The following is a 17,196-nucleotide window of genomic DNA, read 5'->3' as shown; positions in this document are numbered from 1 at the left end:
TCAGAAGAAATTGAACGACAGCCCGGCGACCGCGGCGCCGAGTGCGGCACCGGCAAGCACATCGCTGGGGTAGTGCAGGCCCAGTATCGGGCGCGACAGCCCGACCAGCACGCTGAACGGCACCACCAGCCAGAACAGCGCCGGGAAATAGGCGATGGAGACGATGCTGAACGCCACCGCGTGCATGGTGTGCCCGGACGGGAAGCTGAACTGGTCCAGCGTCTTGCCGACGCAGACGATGGCGGGATAGACGTTGAACGGGCGCGGACGCAGGGTCTTGCCCTTGATGAATTTGTACAGGATCGTGCCGGTCACGCCGACGGCGATCATGTGCACCACTGCAGTCAGTGCTGCGCCCTGGTATTCCAGCAGCAGCACGATCATCAGCACATACCAGAACACACCGTCGCCCAGGCGGCTGGCGAGGCGGAACAGGTTGCGTACCGTGAAGTTGCGGCTCTGCCGGTTGCAGAACGCGCACAGCTCCATATCCCAGGTCTTAATCTGTTGCAGCGGATAGTTCAGGTTGGACATTCTGTTCTCCCTGTTGGCGGACAACGTCGAGCAAAACGGATTCCATCTCGCCCATGATGTGTTCCCAGGTCAGCGATTCCACCGTCTGCCGTGCGGCGATGCGCAGGCGCTGCACGCGCTCCATGTCCGAGACCAGGCCGGTGGCGATCCTGACGAAGGCGTCGGTGTCGGCGAACGGCACCAGCAGCCCGTTCTCGTCGTGGCGCATGTGCTGGCGTGCGGCGGCATAGTCGTAGGCCACGGTGGCCAGGCCGCTGGCCATCGCCTCGACGGTGACGTTGCCGTAGGTCTCGGTCAGGCTGGGGTAGAGGAAGATGTCGCCGGAGGCGTAGTGCTGTGCCAGCGGCTCGCCGGTCTGCATGCCGGCGAAGATCACGTGCGGGTGCTGTTTCTCCAGCTCGGCGCGGGCCGGGCCGTCGCCTACCATCACCAGGCGGGCCTGCGGGTTGACCTTGCGCATCTGCTCGAAGGCCTGGATGACCACGTGCAGGTTCTTCTCCGGCGCGATGCGGCTGACCAGCATCACCACCGGGGTGTCATCGGTCGCATTCCACGAGGCGCGCAATTCGCTGCTGCGCTTGGACGGATGGAACAGCTCGGCATCGACACCGCGCGAGACCACCAGCACGTTCTTGTAGCCCTCGAACTCCAGTTGCTGCTGCAACGAGATCGTGGGCACCAGCGTGCAGGCCGACTTGTTGTGGAAGTGGCGCAGGTAGGCTGCGATGGGCTTCTTCAGCAGGCCGACGCCGTAGTGCGCGGTATAGCTGTGGAAATTGGTGTGGAAGTCGGTGCTCACCGGGATGTTGAGCTTGCGCGCCGCGGACAGTGCCGACCAGCCGAGCGGGCCTTCGGTGGCGATATGCACGATGTCCGGACGCTGCATCTTCCACAGTTTCAGCAGCAGGCCTTTTGCCGGCAGGCCGGATTTCAGTTCGGGATAGCCGGGTATCGGCATGCCGGTCACCAGCGTCTCTTCGTAGCCGTCTTCTTTCGCCGCGACGTCCTGCTTGAACTGGCGCGGGCGGATCATGTGGATGCGATGTTTGCGCTGGCGCAGGCCGTGCACCATGCGCCCGATGGTGATGGCGACGCCGTTCACCTCGGGCAGGTAGGTTTCGGTCACCAGCGCGATGTTCAGCGGCTGGCTCGTGCGGGGGGTATGGTTTGGTGTATTCATGACGCGCATGCTGACGCGCGTACATGAACTTTTGATTAAACCTTCTTGAAGAGTTTGTGACGGCGGGTCGGTGTCGCAGGATCAGTGCAGCAGGACCAGTCCCCACACCACGAACACGTTGATCAGGCTCACCAGTACCGCCGAGCTGCCGATGTCCTTGGCGCGCTTGGCCAGGTCGTGGTTCTCCAGCGAGATGCGGTCCACGGTCGCTTCGACGGCGGAGTTGAGCAGCTCGACGATGATCACCAGCAGCACGCTGGAGATCATCAGCGCCTGGCCGATATAACCCACGGGCAGCCACAGCGCCAGCGGGATCATGACGACGGCGAGCAGCACTTCCTGGCGGAAGGCGTCTTCGTGTTTGTAGGCGGCACGGAATCCGGCCAGCGAATAACCGAACGCGTTCCATAGACGCACCAGACCTGTCTTGCCTTTGTATGGACTTTCCATCAAGCGCTCCTGAAATTTAAGTAATAAGAGTGGGCGAACAACATAAGTGTAACCTCTCAACCAAAAAGAACGCGCACCGGACTGCGTGCGCGCAATGGGAGGAGAGACGCAAGGGAGAAAGCTATGCTGCTTTTTTCATGAAGTGTTTGGCGTAGCGTGCATTCATGCGCGACACCGGCATCAGGATGAACAGGTCGGCGCAGTTGAAGTCCGGATCCCATGCCGGTTCGCCGGCGATGTAGGCGCCCAGGCGCAGGTAGCCCTTGATCAGCGGCGGGATGGTGACTTCCAGATTCTGGTTCAGCGATTCCAGCGGCAGGCGGCAGTGCGGGAACACGTGATATTCGGCGGGCGCGCCGTGCAGCTTGTGCACCTTGTTGTACACGCTGGCGGCGTAGTGGCCGCCGTCGCCCATGCTGATGCTGGCGCAGCCGATCAGGTATTCATGGCCGTGCTTGCCGATGTAGTCCGCCAGTCCGCTCCACAGCTGGGTGATGGTCGCGCCGTCGCGATAATCCGGATGCACGCAGGAACGGCCGACTTCCACCATGCGGTCGCGCAGGTGCATCAGACGCGTCATGTCGAATTCGGTCTCGGAATAATAACCGCCGGCACGTACTGCCTGCTCCGGCGGCAGGATGCGGTAAGTGCCGACGACCTTGTTGTCGCCGTGATCGCGCACCAGCAGGTGGTCGCAGAATTCGTCGAAGCGGTCGATGTCCAGGCCGAGGTCGGCGCTGGGCAATTTCGCCCCCATCTCTTCGGCGAAGACCTTGAAACGGACGCGCTGGGCTTCCGCCACTTCAGCGACTGTGCGTGCCAGGCTGAAGGTGAGCCGGCCTTGCGCTTCGCGGTGTTCCTGCTTGATCAGATCCAGCATGGTGATGCTCCTGTCGAGTTGATGGCAGGAGATTAGCGAGCGGATGTTGCAACAGGGTTAAAGGATTGTGAAAAATTGATTACGCTATTTGGCCGGCTGCTGCGCGGCTTCTTGCGCCAACGACGAATCGAGCAATACGCAGTAGAGCGACTGGAAATGCAGGTCTGCCTCCATGCGGGCAAGGACATGTTCGGGACTTTCCGGTGTTTGCGACATGACCGGTATTGCGTGCATCCCGGCCAGCGTCGCGCCGATGTGATGGTGCACCGCGCGGGTCAGGTTGCGCCGGTCGGTCCCGCTTGCATCCAGCGGCGGCGTGGCGACGAGGCGGACATGCAATTCGGGTTCGCTCAGAATGTTCCACATCGAGGCGCCAAACGACATCTCGTCTATGTAGGCGGACGCCAGATTATGTGCACCGTACCTGTCCTGGTAGCGGATGGCGATGGGGTGCACCAGTGCACCGGCATCGATGGCGGGTTGCAGCAGCGATGAATGGAAATGCGCGACCTTGCTGCCGTCGGTGGTGGTACCTTCGGGAAAGATGGCGAGACATTCGCCGCGCTGCAGCAGGTCGACCAGCTGCACGTTGATGCGTGCCGCCGAGCGTGCCTTGCCGCGCTCGATGAACAGGGTCTGCGCCCGCGCGCACAGCCAGCCGATCGCCGGCCAGCGCCGCACTTCCGATTTCGCGACGAAGCGCATCGGCACGACGGCATTCAGCACGAACACGTCCAGCCACGAGATGTGGTTGGTGACGATGAGTCCGTGGTGCAAGCGATGCAATGGATCGTCGCGGTCGATCTCGATGCGCACGTTGAAGATGTCGAGCAGGCCGGTCGACCATCTCTGCAGGATGCGGCGCCGTATGGCCAGGCCGAACCATGGATAGGAGACGGCCAGGAACAGGCCGTACGCGATATGCAGGGCAAGGCGCGCGGCGCGGAACAGGGCGATCAGGCGTCTGGTCAAGATGATTTTCCGGTCAGGCGATGGAGAACACGGAGATGGTGCAGAAGTAATCCAGCGTCCTGCCGAAACCCTGGGTGAACAGCATGGTGCGGATGCTGTGCAAATTTCTTCCGGTGATGTCGGTGTTGCCTGTAGCGTAGCGTTTCATGGCGTTCCCCTTCATGGTTAAGAGACGGCAGTGCGTTGCTCGATGAATAGACTGTTGCCGCTGGTCTTCTTCGCCATCTTCTTGGCATCGGTCATGGCGGCGGAGACTTCGTGATGCGAGATGAACTGTCCGGGTGCGACCTGGGTTGCGCCGATGGACAGGCTGGTGAGCGGATGGAATTTCACGGTGCCGTCGCGGCCTTCGCTGGAGTAGCCGCCCGCGGCCAGATGCTCTTCCTTGAACATCAGTTCTGCTGCCTGCTCGAACGAACGCAATGCCTGCTCGCAGCGCGTCTTCCAGTCGCGGCTCTGCATCAGCAGGATGAAGTCGTCGCCGCCGATGTGGCCGATGAAATCCAGCTTGGGGTCGCAGGCCCAGTTGAGGATGCGCCCGGTGAGCTGGATCATCTCGTCGCCCTTGCGGTAGCTGTAGGTGTCGTTGAATGGCTTGAAGTGGTCGAGGTCGCAATAGCAGGCGACGAACGGCGTGTTCGCCTGCAGCAGGCGTTCGATGTGTTCGTTGATCGGCACATTGCCCGGCAGCAGCGTGAGCGGGTTGGCGTAGCGCGCCGCTTCGAGCTGCATCTGCGTGAGTTCGCGCAGCAGGTCCTGACCGGAGGCGACGCCGATGTAGCGGCCGTTCTCGGTGATGATGAAGCCGTCGGCAAAGTGGCGGCTGTCCGCCTCGGCCAGGAAGTGGCTCAGCTCCTCGATGGGCATGTTCTTTTCCACCAGCAGCGGCTCGCCCTGCACCAGCTCGTCGCAGGGTTTTTTGCCCAGCAGTTCGCGCTGGTAAGGCTTGGCGAAACGGTCGATGAACTGGTAGCGGTTGATGAGCCCGTGCGGCCTGCCGTTCTTCACGACCGGGATGATGCGCAGGGCGGGATTGACGGAGAAACGCTGGAACACGTGGTCGTTCAGCGTTTCCGGATGCACCGGCTCGACATAGGTCAGCAGCTTGTGCGCCGTCGTCTGCGAGCGGTGGTTCAATTCCGCCTTGGGGAAGATCGCGATGTTGGACGAGTTGATGATGCTGCTGGTCTTGGCGGAAGCCAGCAGCGGCGGTGTGGGGTTGGGGCGCGCGATGAAATAGCCCTGTCCCAGCGCGATGCCGATGTCCTTGACCACGCGCAGCTCGGCCTCGGTCTCCACGCCCTCGGCGATGACCTGCGTGCCACAGCTTTCGGCGATGTGCTGGATGGACTTCAGGAACTGCAGCTTGATCGGGTCGCTATCCACGCCTTGCACGAAATGCATGTCGATCTTGATGAACTCGGGGCGCAATTCGGACCACAGGCGCAGGCTGGAGAAGCCCTCGCCCAAGTCGTCGATGGCGATCTTGAAGCCCATGGAGCGGTAATGCAGCAGCGCGCTGCGCATGCCATCGAAATCGAAGGTCGGCTGGTTCTCGGTGATCTCGATGATGACCCGCTCCGGATCGAGACCGAGCTCGTGCAGGAACGACAGCGTCTGGCCGTTCTTGAAACTCGGATGGGTCAGGGTCTCCGGGCTGACGTTGAGGAACAGGTAGCCGGGCAGCTTGAGTTCGGCGAAAGTCTCCAGCACGGTCTGCCGCGACAGCATCTCCATTTCCAGCTGCAGTCCCTGTTGTTCCGCAGCGCCGAACAGGTTGACCGGGGAATGCAGCGGGCTGTCCGCCGGGCCGCGGATCAATCCCTCGAAACCCAGGAACTCGCCGCTCTTGAGGTCGAGGATGGGTTGGAAAAGTGCGCTCAATCGTCGCTGTTCGAGGATCTCGCGGAGTGGCGTCATGGGTTGCTCCTTGGTGCGCGTCAATGCTTGTGTTGCCAAAAACAATGCGCGGGCAGTGGTGCGGTACTTCTCGACAGGTAGAATGCTGAGCATGGAGTCCTCCTGCTTGCCTTATCAGGGAGCGCACGATAACCGCGGCTTGTTACGCGAATATGACGGAGCGATGATGGAAATACTTGGTTTGCGGCACAGGCCGTCCGGCGTGAATGCACACTTTGCCGGTGAGGGTCTGCCGTTCGATGAATATGTGCGGCGCACACAGGCCATGCTGCGACAGCTGCATGAGGGCAGGAACGAGCAGGAAAAGATCGTCGCCGGCAATACTCCCTTTGAATTGCATCCGGCAGAGGATTACCGCAAAGGGCACGGCAAACCCTATCGGCGCGGCGTGCTGCTGACACATGGCTTGATCGACTCTCCCTATCACCTGCGCCATCTGGCGGCATTCTTTCAGCGCAACGGCTTCCGGGTGATGGCCATCCTGTTGCCCGGCCACGGTACGCAGCCCGGAGATCTGCTCGACATGCGCTGGCAGGAATGGGCGAAGGCAGTGGCCTACGGTGCGGACTGTCTGGCGGCCGAAGTGGACGAGCTGTATCTGGCCGGGTTCTCGGCGGGTGCGGCATTGAGCGTGCTGCAAGCCTCGCGTGACGAGCGGGTGCGCGGACTGTTCCTGTTCTCGCCGGCATTCGAGATCACTTCGCGCGCGAAGTGGGCGAACCTGCACCGGCTGTACAGCTGGCTGAGGCCTGCGGCGGCGTGGGTGAGTGTGCTGCAGGACCGCGATACCTATAAATACGAGTCGTTCTGCAAGAATGCCGCAGCACAGATGTATGCGGTGACGCAGGCTTTGCCGAAATCGGAAGTGCCTATACCGGTATTCGCGGTCGCCAGCGCCGACGATGCCACGGTGAATCCGGATGCGACGCTGAGCTTCATGCAGCGGGCTCAACATCCATGCAGCAAGCTGGTGTGGTATGCGACGGAAAGGATGGATCGGCAGAACGTGGAATGGGTGAACAGTGCGGTGCCGGAACAGCATATCCTGAGCAGCGCGCATACCGCCATCGTCATGCCGCCGGAGGATGGGCACTATGGTGTGAACGGCGAGTATGCGAACTGCCTGCACTATTTGCCACATGACGAGAAGAGTTACGTCGCTTGCCGCAGAAGGGATGCGGAGGTGTGGTACGGGGAAGACAGCGAACGGAACCTGCAACGGGGGCTGTTGCGGCGGTTGATGTACAACCCGCACTATGCGGCGATGGAAACATCCATGCAGCGATTCATCGAAAGGTTGCCATGAACAGGACCATGATCTTCGCCCATCGCGGTGCGAACCAGGAAGCGGCGGAGAACACGCGCAGTGCTTTCGACAAGGCGCTTGCTTACCCGATAGACGGCATCGAGACCGATGTGCAACTCAGCCGCGACGAGGTCCCGGTGCTGTGGCACGACCGCTACCTGAAGAAGCTGAAGTTGCCCGGCAACCACATCGACGATTTCGATTACGCGCAATTGCAGACTATGGATTTTGCCGCGCACTTTCCCGGGGCGGCAAAGGAAGGTGTGATGAGTTTGCAGGAATTCATCGCTGCCTACCGTCCGCGCTGCCGGTTGCTGCTTGAGATCAAGAACCGCGACTGGGAGATGCTCTCGCGCCAGGAACTCAAGGTCCGCAAGACGCTGGAACTGGCCGGCCCGGTGACGGACGGCCGCATCATGGTGTCATCCTTCGATCTGGGCAGCCTGGTCTATGCCAGCCGCCTGACGCCCCGGTTTCCGCTGGTGCTGAACCTGGAGCCGGAGCACACGCTGAATGATGCGCGGCGTGCGCTGGACGACCAGCCTTTCTTGTATGGGCTGTGCGTGCACATCTCCACGCTGGATGCGGACATGATGAAGCTGGTGCGCGAGCGCGGCAAACGCATCGCGGTCTACACCTGCAACACCGATGCCGAGATTGGCCGTGCGCTGACATTGGGAGTGGACGTGCTGATCAGCGACGTGCCGCAAAAAGCATTGCAGATGAGGGATAGATGAAGCGCGACTTTTCAGCCCTGCAGGGCGAGTTCGATCTGCTGGTCTGCGGCGGCGGCATTTACGGCGCGTGGACCGCCTACGACGCAGCACTGCGCGGACTGAGGGTCGTGCTGGTCGAACAGGGCGATTGGGCGAGCGCGACCTCGTCCGCTTCGAGCAAACTGATCCACGGCGGCCTGCGCTATCTGGAGACTTACGATTTCAAGCTGGTGCGCAAGGCATTGAAGGAGCGGCGCATGCTGCTGCAAGCCGCGCCGCACCGGGTGTGGCCGTTGCGCTTCGGCGTGCCGGTCTACGCGGACAGCCGCAACGGCACCTTGAAACTGAAGGCTGGGTTGACGCTGTATGACGCGCTGGCCGGATTCCCCGGGGAACAGATGCGGCATCGACATTTCGACGCCGCAGTTTTTGCCGAGCATTTCCCTTTTCTGGACGAGGCGCACTTGAAAGGCGGCTTCACCTACGGCGATGCGCAGACCGACGATGCGCGTCTGGTGCTGGAGTTGGTGGCGGGAGCGATGGAGCACGGTGCGGTGTGTGTCAACTATGCCAGGCTGGTTGCGTGGAACGAAGATCGCGGCAAGGTATGCGGCGCATCGGTGCGGGACCTGGTGACCGATGAAGTGATGCAGGTGCATGCCCGGCAATACGTGAGCACTGCAGGCCAGTGGACGGCGACGGCGGAGCAGGGGCCCGCATGGTGCCGTTTGAGCAAGGGCATCCACCTGGTGATGCCCGCCTTGCCGACCAGCGAGGCCATCCTGCTGACGGCGCAACAGGATGGGCGCGTGTTCTTCATCATCCCGTGGTACGGCCGCACTTTGCTCGGCACTACCGATACCGACTACCGCGGCGACATCGAGCACGTGACCGTCGAAGAAAACGATGTGGACTATCTGCTTGCCGCTGCCGGCCGCTATCTCAAATCGGCCTGGACGAAACAGGATGTCATCGGCAGCTATGCCGGTGTGCGCGTGATGAAGCAGAGCGATGATGCCTCGCCTTCTGCAGTCAGCCGCGATTGGGAGCTGAAAACGGCGGACAATCGGCTGTATCACGCCATCGGCGGCAAGCTCACCTCGGCACGCGAAGATGCCGCTGTCATTGTCGACACGGTGTGTACGCACCTGGGAGTGGCCGCCACGTGTGCCACCAAAGACCGGGACTTCCCCTGGAAGCCGGGGCAGGATTACGCCGCATGGTCGGAAGAGGCCATGGCAAGGGCACGAAGTTTGAGTATCGATACCGAGAGCACCCAGTGGCTGATGCGACGCCACGGCACCCGCATCGAGCAGGTGTTCGGGATCGTCGAGGAGTCGCGGCATCTGGCGGCGCGTATCGTGATCGATCTGCCGTTCATCTATGCCGACCTGTTGCTTTGCGCCCGCGACGAGATGGCGCTGCACCTGTCCGACCTGTTGCGCCGCCGCGTGCCGCTGCTGATCCTGGCCAGGCTGAGCGAGGCTGAGATACGCCATCTGGCCGATCTGGTCTCATCCACGATGGGCTGGGATGCAGGCAGGATCGAGTTGGAGATCGGGGCGTGCAGGCCATGAGCATTGCCGTCGCACTCGATCTGGGTACGACGACGATCAAGGCAGGATTGTTGTCGCAGGATGGCACGCTCGGCGGTATCGTCGCGCGACCCGCACCCGCGATCGCCGCGGAAGCGGGGTGTTACGAGAGCGATGGCGCTGCATATGCACAAACTGCGGATGAGGTATTGGCGGCATGCCTGGTACAAACTGCTTTGCGGCCGCCGCTGGGTCTGTGCAGCCAGCGTTCTTCCTTCCTGATCTGGGAGCGCAGCAGCGGCACGCCGGTGATACCGCTGATCTCGTGGCAGGACGACAGGGGCGCGGAGAGCTGTGCGGCGTTACAGGCGCAGGAAGGATTCATCCGCGATCTCACCGGCTTGCCGCTCGCGCCTTACTATCTTGCCCCCAAACTGCGCGTGCTGCTGCGCGGGCATCCCTCCTGGCGCGAACGCCTGCTGAGCGGCGCATGGTTGCTGGGCAAGCTGGATACCTATCTCATCTGGCGCTGGACGGATGGCAAGCACCATCTGACCGATGCCTCGATGGCGGCACGTACCTTGCTGATGGATATCCGTCGGCAACAGTGGTCGCCAGCATTGTGCAAACTGTTCGATATTCCGCGGCAGATACTGCCGCAGATCGGGCCGTCTTCCGGATTGGCGCTGCGTCTGAACAACGGCTTGCTGCTGAATGCCAGCCTGGCAGACCAGTCGGCGGCATTGGCGGCCAGCATCTCCCCCACCCGGCCGGAAGCGCTGGTCAATCTGGGGACAGGAGGGTTCGTCGTCTGCTACCTGCCGGAGAAGCGGAACGCGCCGGATGGGTATCTGCAAACCCTGGTCTGGCAGGACGAGCGGCAGCGGGTGCTGCTGGCCAGCGAGGGAACACTCAATTCCATCGCAGCCGCGCTGGCACCCTATCCCGCAGACGCATGCCGCGTCGAAGAGCTGGCTGGCGACGATATCTTTTGCCTGGCTGAGCCGAGCGGGCTGGGGGCGCCGTACTTCCGTGGCGATGTGGGCGTCACATTTTCAGAAGCGGTCGCTCACCTGCCGTCCCGGCACATCGCGCTGCTGTTGCTTGAAGGCATCATCTTTCGCGTGGCGCGGATACTGGAAGACTTCCACCGCGAATTCGGTATCGAAAGCGCCTATCTTTCCGGCGGCCTGTCCGGCCTGCATTGCCTGCAACAGGGAATCGCGCTGTGCGCGCCGTGCACCGTCTACCGGTTGGCGCAAGCCGATGCCAGCCTGAGCGGGGCAGCACGCCTGGCGGCGGGCGCTCCTTTTGCGGGCCACAAGGAGGCCGCAAGGATTGATATTCCCCCGGCGATGGGCCGGCTCGCGGAAAAATTTGCCCGCTGGAAGGTCTGGCTGGACGGGTTGGTGGCCGCAAGCCCTTCCGGACGGGGTTGAAAGAGTCTTCGATAATGGTTTGACAGGGTGGGTGGTCTCGCTTAGAATGCGCGCCCTTCGCAGTCTGTTATCCATTTTTAGTTTTAGGAAATGCCATGAAAACATTTTCCGCAAAGCCGCACGAAGTCCAGCACGACTGGTTGCTGGTTGATGCCGCCGACAAGATTTTGGGCCGTTTGGCCAGCCAGATCGCTATCCGCTTGCGCGGCAAGCATAAGGCCATCTACACACCGCACGTCGATACCGGCGATTTCGTCGTGGTCGTCAATGCCGACAAGCTGCGCGTGACCGGCAACAAGGCCCAGGACAAGATGTACTACCGCCACACCGGCTATCCGGGCGGTATCTACGAGACCAATTTCCTCAAGCTGCAACAGCGCCATCCACAGCGCGTGCTGCAAAAGGCCGTGCGCGGCATGCTGCCGAAAGGCCCGCTGGGCTACGCGATGTTGAGCAAGCTCAAGGTCTACGGCGGTGCGACTCACCCGCACAGCGCGCAGCAACCGAAACCCATTGATCTGTTGAAGGCTTAATCATGAGCGTGACTTATAACTACGGAACCGGCCGTCGCAAGAGTGCGGTGGCACGCGTGTTCATCAAACCCGGCAAGGGCGACATCGTCGTCAACGACAAGCCGATCGACGTGTTCTTCTCGCGCGAGACGGGCCGCATGGTCGTGCGTCAACCGCTGGAACTGACCGACATGGTTGGCAAATTCGACATCATGGTGAACGTATCCGGCGGCGGCGAATCCGGCCAGGCCGGTGCGGTACGCCACGGTATCACCCGCGCGCTGATCGACTACGATGCTTCGCTGAAGCCGACTCTGAGCCAGGCTGGTCTGGTCACCCGCGATGCACGTGAAGTCGAGCGCAAGAAGGTCGGTCTGCGCAAGGCGCGTCGCAGGAAGCAATTCTCCAAGCGTTAATCCCGTCAGCGGGTTTGTCGCAAGGACAGAAAAGCCGCCCTTGGGCGGCTTTTTCCTTTATCATTTGCAGCTGATTTTTTGAGGTGTGAACGTGTTGAAGATCGGCATCGTAGGCGGGACGGGCTATACCGGAGTCGAGTTGCTGCGGCTGCTGGCGGGACATCCGCAGGCAGAGTTGCGGGCGATCACTTCGCGTGCCGATGCGGGCACGCCGGTCAGCCAGATGTTCCCCAGCTTGCGCGGCTATGTCGATCTGAAATTCGTCCATCCGGATGAAGCGCATCTCGATCAATGCGATGTGGTGTTCTTCGCCACTCCCAACGGTATCGCGATGCAGCAGACACGTGCCCTGCTTGATGCAGGCGTGCGGGTGATCGACCTGGCGGCGGATTTCCGCATCAAGGACATCGCCGAGTGGGAAAAATGGTACGGCATGACTCATGCCTGTCCCGACCTGGTGGCGGAAGCGGTGTATGGATTGCCGGAAGTGAACCGGGAGAAGATCAGGCAGGCACGGCTGGTGGCGAATCCCGGCTGTTATCCCACGGCGGTGCAACTGGGCTTCATCCCATTGCTGGAAGCAGGGCTGGTAGAAGCAGGTTCGCTGATCGCTGATGCCAAATCCGGCGTCTCCGGTGCTGGACGCAAGGCCGAGATTCCCACCCTGTTCTCCGAAGCTGCGGACAGTTTCAAGGCGTATGGCGTGGCTGGTCACCGGCACCTGCCGGAGATCAGGCAAGGCTTGGCGAACGTGTTTGGCAAACCGGTCGGGCTGACCTTTGTGCCGCACCTGACGCCGATGATACGGGGCATCCATGCCACGCTGTATGGACGGGTAAGGAAGGACGCAGACCTGCAGGCACTGTTCGAACAGCGCTACGCCAACGAAACGTTCGTCGACGTGCTGCCTGCCGGCAGCATGCCGGAAACGCGCTCAGTACGCGGTTCCAACCTGTGCCGTATCGCGGTACACCGGCCGCAAGGCGGAGATACGGTGGTGGTGCTGTCGGTGATCGACAACTTGGTCAAGGGTGCAGCAGGGCAGGCGGTACAGAATATGAACATCATGTTCGGACTTCCGGAGACTACAGGCTTGAATGTGATTCCTTTGCTTCCCTGATTATGAAAATGATTCGAAGCTTCCGACGCAAATTCAGCATCTCTGCGCCACGATTGTCGGTGCGCCCTCATGTGCCATGGTATGTGCGCTGGGCCATCCTGTTGCCTTTCCTGGTGCTGTTCGGGCTGCTGGTCTGGTGGGCATACAATTCCGGGCTGGAGTTTGCCGGCTTCCATCGCGGCCAGGCAGAGCAGGAGTTGGGCGATCTGCACGAGCGCGTGAAGCATCTGGAAAGCGAGAACTCCAGATTGTCCAATCAGGTTGCGGCATATGAGCGTCAGGGCCAGATCGATCAGGCATCCAATCAGGGGATTGAAGCCCAGCTGAAGAACCTGCATGACGAAAATGCGCGTCTGCAGGAAGATCTGCTGTTCTTCCAGAACCTGCCGCTGACCGGTTCGCGCGAGGCGGAGCTGTCCATCCATCGCCTGAAGATCGAGCCCGATAGCCTGCCGGGCGAATATCTTTGCCGCATGTTGCTGGTGCAGAGTGTCCAGCAGCGCGGTAAGGCCTTTCAGGGAAGCATGCAACTGGTCGTGAACGGCGAGCAGGACGGCAAGAAAGTAGTGCTACAATTCCCGCAGGAAGATTCGCCTTCGGATGTGGCCTCATACCAGTTGAGCTTCAAGTATTACCAACGCGTCGATAAAGGATTCAAACTGCCACCCGAGATGAAAGTCGAAAGCGTCCAGGTGCGGGTGTATGAGAAAGGGGTGCAGGAACCCAAGGTCCAACAGACTGTCGGCCTGTCCCCTTTGTCTTAAAGGAGAAGTGAACATGTTCAGCAGTCGGCATAGTAAACCGCAGAATCGTATCGACTCCCTGGTCGGCGCCGGAACCAGGATCGAAGGCAACGTCAGCTTCACCGGCGGACTTCGGGTGGATGGCGAGATCAGGGGCAACGTGATCGCCGATCTCAGCAAGCCGAGCACCCTGGTGCTGAGCGAGCATGCGCGCGTGGATGGCGAGATCAAGGTCACTCATCTGGTGGTGAATGGCACCATAGTCGGTCCGGTGAATGCCTCGGATTACCTGGAACTGCAAAGCAAGGCCAAGGTCACAGGTGATGTACACTACAAAACATTGGAAATACAGTTGGGCGCGATCGTCGAAGGCAGGCTGATCCATCTGGCGGAAGCGGAAGACAAGGTAGTGGCTTTCAAGCTCGGCGCATCCGAGTGATAATCAAACAAACAAGTTAGGAGGTAACATGAATACAGTAACCGATTTGCAAGACCCGCTGCTGTTTACGGACAATGCAGCAAACAAAGTGAAGCAGCTGATCGAAGAAGAGGGTAACGCCGAACTGAAGCTGCGCGTGTTCGTCAGCGGCGGCGGCTGTTCCGGCTTCCAGTACGGCTTCACTTTCGACGAAGTGGCCAACGAAGATGACACCGTGATGAACAAGAACGGCGTGCAGTTGTTGATCGACCCGATGAGCTTCCAGTATCTGGTTGGCGCGGAGATCGATTACACCGAAGGTCTGGAAGGTTCGCAGTTCGTCATCAAGAACCCGAATGCCACTACCACTTGCGGTTGCGGATCGTCGTTCTCGGTATAAGCGGGACAGATGTTGATGCAGGAACGGGGCGCTCTGCGCCCCGTTTTGTTTTATGGGGCTTCAAGAAATTTGGGTTTGTAGAAGCTCCCTTAAGCGGGGTAGATCGCGCCCAGCACGCAAGGGTGCCGGGCACCGGTGACGGAAGGCAGATTGCCCGGCTTCAAGTGCATCGTTTGCTGTGCCAGCCAGGCAAACGCGATGGCTTCCATCCAGTCGGCGGCGATGCCTAATGCCTCGGTCTTCTGGATTCGGTATCGGGGCATCGCGCGCTGCAAGTAAGCGACCAGCGCCTCGTTATGCGCGCCGCCGCCGCACAGATAGATCTCATCGGTTTCCCCGCAATAACGCCGCACTGCGGCAGCGATGCTCTCGCCGGTGAGTGCGAGCAAAGTCGCCTGCACATCTTCATGCGCCTCGGTTCCATTCAGGTATATCTGCAGCCAGGCAAGACTGAACAAGTCGCGCCCGGTGCTCTTGGGGGGCGGCAAGGCGAAGTAGGGTTCCGCCAGCAGCCTGTGCAGCAGGTCGGGGATGACCTTGCCGCTGGTGGCCCATGTGCCGTTCTTGTCGTAGGCCTTGCCCTGATGGCGGGTGATCCATGCATCCATCAACAGGTTGCCGGGGCCGGAGTCGAATCCCGTCGTCGCACTGCCGGGCGGAAGGTCGGTCAGGTTGGCGATGCCGCCGATATTGACGATGACGCGATGGATGCCGGGATGGCGCAATACCTTGTCGTGAAAAGCGGGCACCAGCGGCGCACCTTGTCCGCGTGCCGCGATGTCACGGCTGCGAAAGTCGCTCACCACATGGATGCCGGTCAGCTCCGCCAGCAAGGCGGCGTTGTTGAGCTGTATGGTGTAGCCGTGCTCGGGGCGGTGCCGCACGGTCTGTCCGTGGCAGCCGATGGCTTGCACCTGGGAAGCCGTTACGCCGGCTTTGCTGAGCAGAACCAGCGTGGCATCGGCGTATTCGCGCGCCAGCCGGTTGGAGATGAGTTGTGCCTGATGCAGCTCGTTATGCGATACCTGGTGCAACGCCAGCAACGCTTCCTTGAGCGGCTCTGCATACGGCTGGTAATGACTGGCGACGAGGCGGGGCGAAGTTTCCGACAGATCGACCAGGGCCGTATCGATCCCGTCCAGACTGGTGCCGGACATGATGCCGATATAAAGGTCGGAGGACTGGTTCACCTTACCCCAACCTCAATTCTCTGATGCAACTACTAGCCATTCGACCAAGCTGGCAGATCCCGCCAGCAAGTCGCTGGTTATCCCGCAAGCGGGCGAGGTGGCAAACGAATCGCTTTGCGAATTCACGTTAATCGAGCTTGGCGATACGAGTATTGTGGAAAGTGTCCAGTTCCGCGAACAATGGGCTTGTCGCTGCGGTGAAGGCGGCCTGTTGCGTTTCGCTGATCGGCTTGCCATCCGGTAGTGCCACTTTCAAGGGGTCGCGCTGGACTCCGTTCATGCGGAATTCATAGTGCAAGTGCGGGCCGGTGGCCAGGCCGGTCATGCCGACATAGGCGATGACCTGCCCCTGGCTTACGCGCTCCCCTTTGTGGAGTCCGCCGGCGAAACGGGACAGATGGCCGTACACCGTGGTGAAGTGTCCCTGATGATCGACCATCACCACGTTGCCGTAACCGTGTTGCTTGCCCACGAAGGCGACGACCCCGTCGCTGGTGACCTTGACCTTGGTGCCGATGGGAGCGGCGTAGTCCACACCTTTATGCGCGCGCCATTTGTTCAGGATCGGATGGAAACGCGATTTGCTGAACACGGAACTGATGCGGGAGAACTCCAGCGGCGAGCGCAGGAAGGCCTTGTGCATGCTCTTGCCGTCCGGCGAATAGTAATCGCCGGAGTTTTCGCTGGTCTGGAAATATGCGGCGCGGTAAATATGACCGCGGTTGATGAATTCGGCAGAGATGATGCGACCGGTGCGCACGGGTTCGCCGTTGATGTAGTTCATCTCGTAGATCACCGTGAATTTGTCGCCCTTGCGCAGATCGCGATGGAAATCGATGTCCCCGCCGAAGATGTCCGACAGCTGGTTGGCAGCCGGGTCGGGCAGGCCGGCCTCATCGGTCGCGGCGAACAGATTGGTTTCGATCTCGCCGGTGCGGATCTGGGTGCGTTTCTCGGTCTGGGCGGGCAGCGTGTGCGTCTTGAAACCGTTGCCGCTCTTCTCGATCACCACCTGATTGGCGTTGCCGTCCAGATAGCGCAGCGCCAGCAGGGCGCCATTGGCATCGGTCTCTGCCTGGACTTCCTTGCCCACGGGCAGGCGGCGCAATCCCGCGGCGTCTTTGTTGTTGCGCAGATAGTCGCTGGCAGTCGGGTCTTCCACATTCAGGCGGCGCAGCAGCTCGGCCACGGTGTCGCCGCGCTGGACGCGGTCGTTGCGCCAGAAAGAGGTTGCGTTACTCGGGACGGGTTGGGCGGTGGGGAGGGCGATATCTTCGATCAGGGTCTTTTGCGACTGCGAAATGACATCCGTCTGCGGCATGATGCCAAAAGCCGTCACTACCCCCAGCAAGGGCAGGCTGGACAAGGTGACGAACCATCGCAGCTTCATTTTGTGTGCGTGTGACAATGTATTTTGCGGTAACATTCGCGCCTCCCAAGGCGGTAGAGCATTGTGAATGTCCGT

Annotated in this window: 19 protein-coding genes; 10 read left to right on the top strand and 9 right to left on the bottom strand. The window is 60.9% G+C overall.

The genetic code is table 11. From position 1 onward, the window contains the following. The 7 genes from SLIT_RS12340 to SLIT_RS12315 all read right to left on the bottom strand — a co-directional run bounded on the left by SLIT_RS12340 (position 1) and on the right by SLIT_RS12315 (position 6,029). Positions 1 to 534, bottom strand: a complete 534-nt coding sequence (locus SLIT_RS12340; RefSeq protein WP_013030591.1) for a phosphatase PAP2 family protein — start codon at positions 532 to 534, stop codon at positions 1 to 3. Next, on the bottom strand, positions 500 to 1,714 hold the full coding sequence (locus tag SLIT_RS12335) for a glycosyltransferase family 4 protein (RefSeq protein WP_041421328.1): 1,215 nt from the start codon (positions 1,712 to 1,714) through the stop codon (positions 500 to 502). Before SLIT_RS12335 ends, SLIT_RS12340 begins: the two co-directional genes overlap by 35 nt. An 81-nt stretch (positions 1,715 to 1,795) precedes the next feature. Beyond that, positions 1,796 to 2,164 carry a diacylglycerol kinase gene (locus tag SLIT_RS12330; protein WP_013030589.1) on the bottom strand — a complete coding sequence of 123 codons (369 nt, stop codon included), beginning with the start codon at positions 2,162 to 2,164 and terminating at the stop codon, positions 1,796 to 1,798. Positions 2,165 to 2,285: 121 nt separating this feature from the next. Next, positions 2,286 to 3,044: a GNAT family N-acetyltransferase gene (locus SLIT_RS12325; protein ID WP_013030588.1), complete on the bottom strand. Its 759-nt coding sequence runs from the start codon at positions 3,042 to 3,044 to the stop codon at positions 2,286 to 2,288. 84 nt (positions 3,045 to 3,128) lie between these two features. Beyond that, positions 3,129 to 4,016: a lysophospholipid acyltransferase family protein gene (locus SLIT_RS12320; RefSeq protein WP_013030587.1), complete on the bottom strand. Its 888-nt coding sequence runs from the start codon at positions 4,014 to 4,016 to the stop codon at positions 3,129 to 3,131. A 13-nt stretch (positions 4,017 to 4,029) separates the two neighbouring features. Next, positions 4,030 to 4,164, bottom strand: a complete 135-nt coding sequence (locus SLIT_RS16310; RefSeq protein ID WP_013030586.1) for a hypothetical protein — start codon at positions 4,162 to 4,164, stop codon at positions 4,030 to 4,032. Between the two features lie 17 nt (positions 4,165 to 4,181). Further along, positions 4,182 to 6,029: a GGDEF domain-containing protein gene (locus SLIT_RS12315; protein ID WP_013030585.1), complete on the bottom strand. Its 1,848-nt coding sequence runs from the start codon at positions 6,027 to 6,029 to the stop codon at positions 4,182 to 4,184. Here SLIT_RS12315 and SLIT_RS12310 point away from each other — a divergent pair. From SLIT_RS12310 to erpA, 10 genes are all read left to right on the top strand, one after another. Next, positions 6,028 to 7,242 carry an alpha/beta hydrolase gene (locus SLIT_RS12310; protein ID WP_041420875.1) on the top strand — a complete coding sequence of 405 codons (1,215 nt, stop codon included), beginning with the start codon at positions 6,028 to 6,030 and terminating at the stop codon, positions 7,240 to 7,242. The genes SLIT_RS12315 and SLIT_RS12310 overlap by 2 nt on opposite strands. Next, positions 7,239 to 7,979 (top strand): glycerophosphodiester phosphodiesterase, encoded by a 741-nt coding sequence (locus tag SLIT_RS12305; protein ID WP_013030583.1) that lies wholly within the window; start codon positions 7,239 to 7,241, stop codon positions 7,977 to 7,979. Before SLIT_RS12310 ends, SLIT_RS12305 begins: the two co-directional genes overlap by 4 nt. Continuing rightward, positions 7,976 to 9,535 (top strand): glycerol-3-phosphate dehydrogenase/oxidase, encoded by a 1,560-nt coding sequence (locus tag SLIT_RS12300; protein WP_013030582.1) that lies wholly within the window; start codon positions 7,976 to 7,978, stop codon positions 9,533 to 9,535. The genes SLIT_RS12305 and SLIT_RS12300 overlap by 4 nt, the downstream gene beginning before the upstream one ends. Continuing rightward, the gene (locus SLIT_RS12295; protein WP_013030581.1) at positions 9,532 to 10,932 is read left to right on the top strand and encodes an FGGY family carbohydrate kinase; all 1,401 of its coding nucleotides are present in this window, start codon (positions 9,532 to 9,534) and stop codon (positions 10,930 to 10,932) included. Before SLIT_RS12300 ends, SLIT_RS12295 begins: the two co-directional genes overlap by 4 nt. Positions 10,933 to 11,027: 95 nt before the next feature. Continuing rightward, positions 11,028 to 11,465 (top strand): 50S ribosomal protein L13, encoded by a 438-nt coding sequence (rplM, locus tag SLIT_RS12290; RefSeq protein WP_013030580.1) that lies wholly within the window; start codon positions 11,028 to 11,030, stop codon positions 11,463 to 11,465. 2 nt (positions 11,466 to 11,467) lie between these two features. Continuing rightward, positions 11,468 to 11,860: a 30S ribosomal protein S9 gene (gene rpsI / locus SLIT_RS12285; protein ID WP_013030579.1), complete on the top strand. Its 393-nt coding sequence runs from the start codon at positions 11,468 to 11,470 to the stop codon at positions 11,858 to 11,860. Between the two features lie 91 nt (positions 11,861 to 11,951). After that, complete coding sequence (gene argC, locus SLIT_RS12280) at positions 11,952 to 12,980, top strand: N-acetyl-gamma-glutamyl-phosphate reductase (protein ID WP_013030578.1); 1,029 nt, start codon at positions 11,952 to 11,954, stop codon at positions 12,978 to 12,980. Between the two features lie 8 nt (positions 12,981 to 12,988). Next, positions 12,989 to 13,744: a DUF6776 family protein gene (locus SLIT_RS12275; protein WP_013030577.1), complete on the top strand. Its 756-nt coding sequence runs from the start codon at positions 12,989 to 12,991 to the stop codon at positions 13,742 to 13,744. A 13-nt stretch (positions 13,745 to 13,757) separates the two neighbouring features. After that, the gene (locus SLIT_RS12270) at positions 13,758 to 14,162 is read left to right on the top strand and encodes a bactofilin family protein (protein ID WP_013030576.1); all 405 of its coding nucleotides are present in this window, start codon (positions 13,758 to 13,760) and stop codon (positions 14,160 to 14,162) included. Positions 14,163 to 14,190: 28 nt separating this feature from the next. Further along, positions 14,191 to 14,541 carry an iron-sulfur cluster insertion protein ErpA gene (gene erpA, locus SLIT_RS12265; RefSeq protein WP_013030575.1) on the top strand — a complete coding sequence of 117 codons (351 nt, stop codon included), beginning with the start codon at positions 14,191 to 14,193 and terminating at the stop codon, positions 14,539 to 14,541. An 89-nt stretch (positions 14,542 to 14,630) separates the two neighbouring features. On the opposite strand, the gene SLIT_RS12260 is transcribed toward erpA, so the two are convergent. Continuing rightward, positions 14,631 to 15,731, bottom strand: a complete 1,101-nt coding sequence (locus tag SLIT_RS12260; protein ID WP_013030574.1) for an anhydro-N-acetylmuramic acid kinase — start codon at positions 15,729 to 15,731, stop codon at positions 14,631 to 14,633. Between the two features lie 127 nt (positions 15,732 to 15,858). Continuing rightward, the gene (locus SLIT_RS12255) at positions 15,859 to 17,121 is read right to left on the bottom strand and encodes an OapA family protein (protein WP_223293801.1); all 1,263 of its coding nucleotides are present in this window, start codon (positions 17,119 to 17,121) and stop codon (positions 15,859 to 15,861) included. Positions 17,122 to 17,196 lie beyond the last annotated feature (75 nt).

The organism is Sideroxydans lithotrophicus ES-1, assembly GCF_000025705.1.
Classification (GTDB): Bacteria; Pseudomonadota; Gammaproteobacteria; order Burkholderiales; family Gallionellaceae; genus Sideroxyarcus; species Sideroxyarcus lithotrophicus.
Note: the sequence above shows the minus strand (reverse complement) of the source record. Positions and strands in the feature narration are given on the sequence as shown.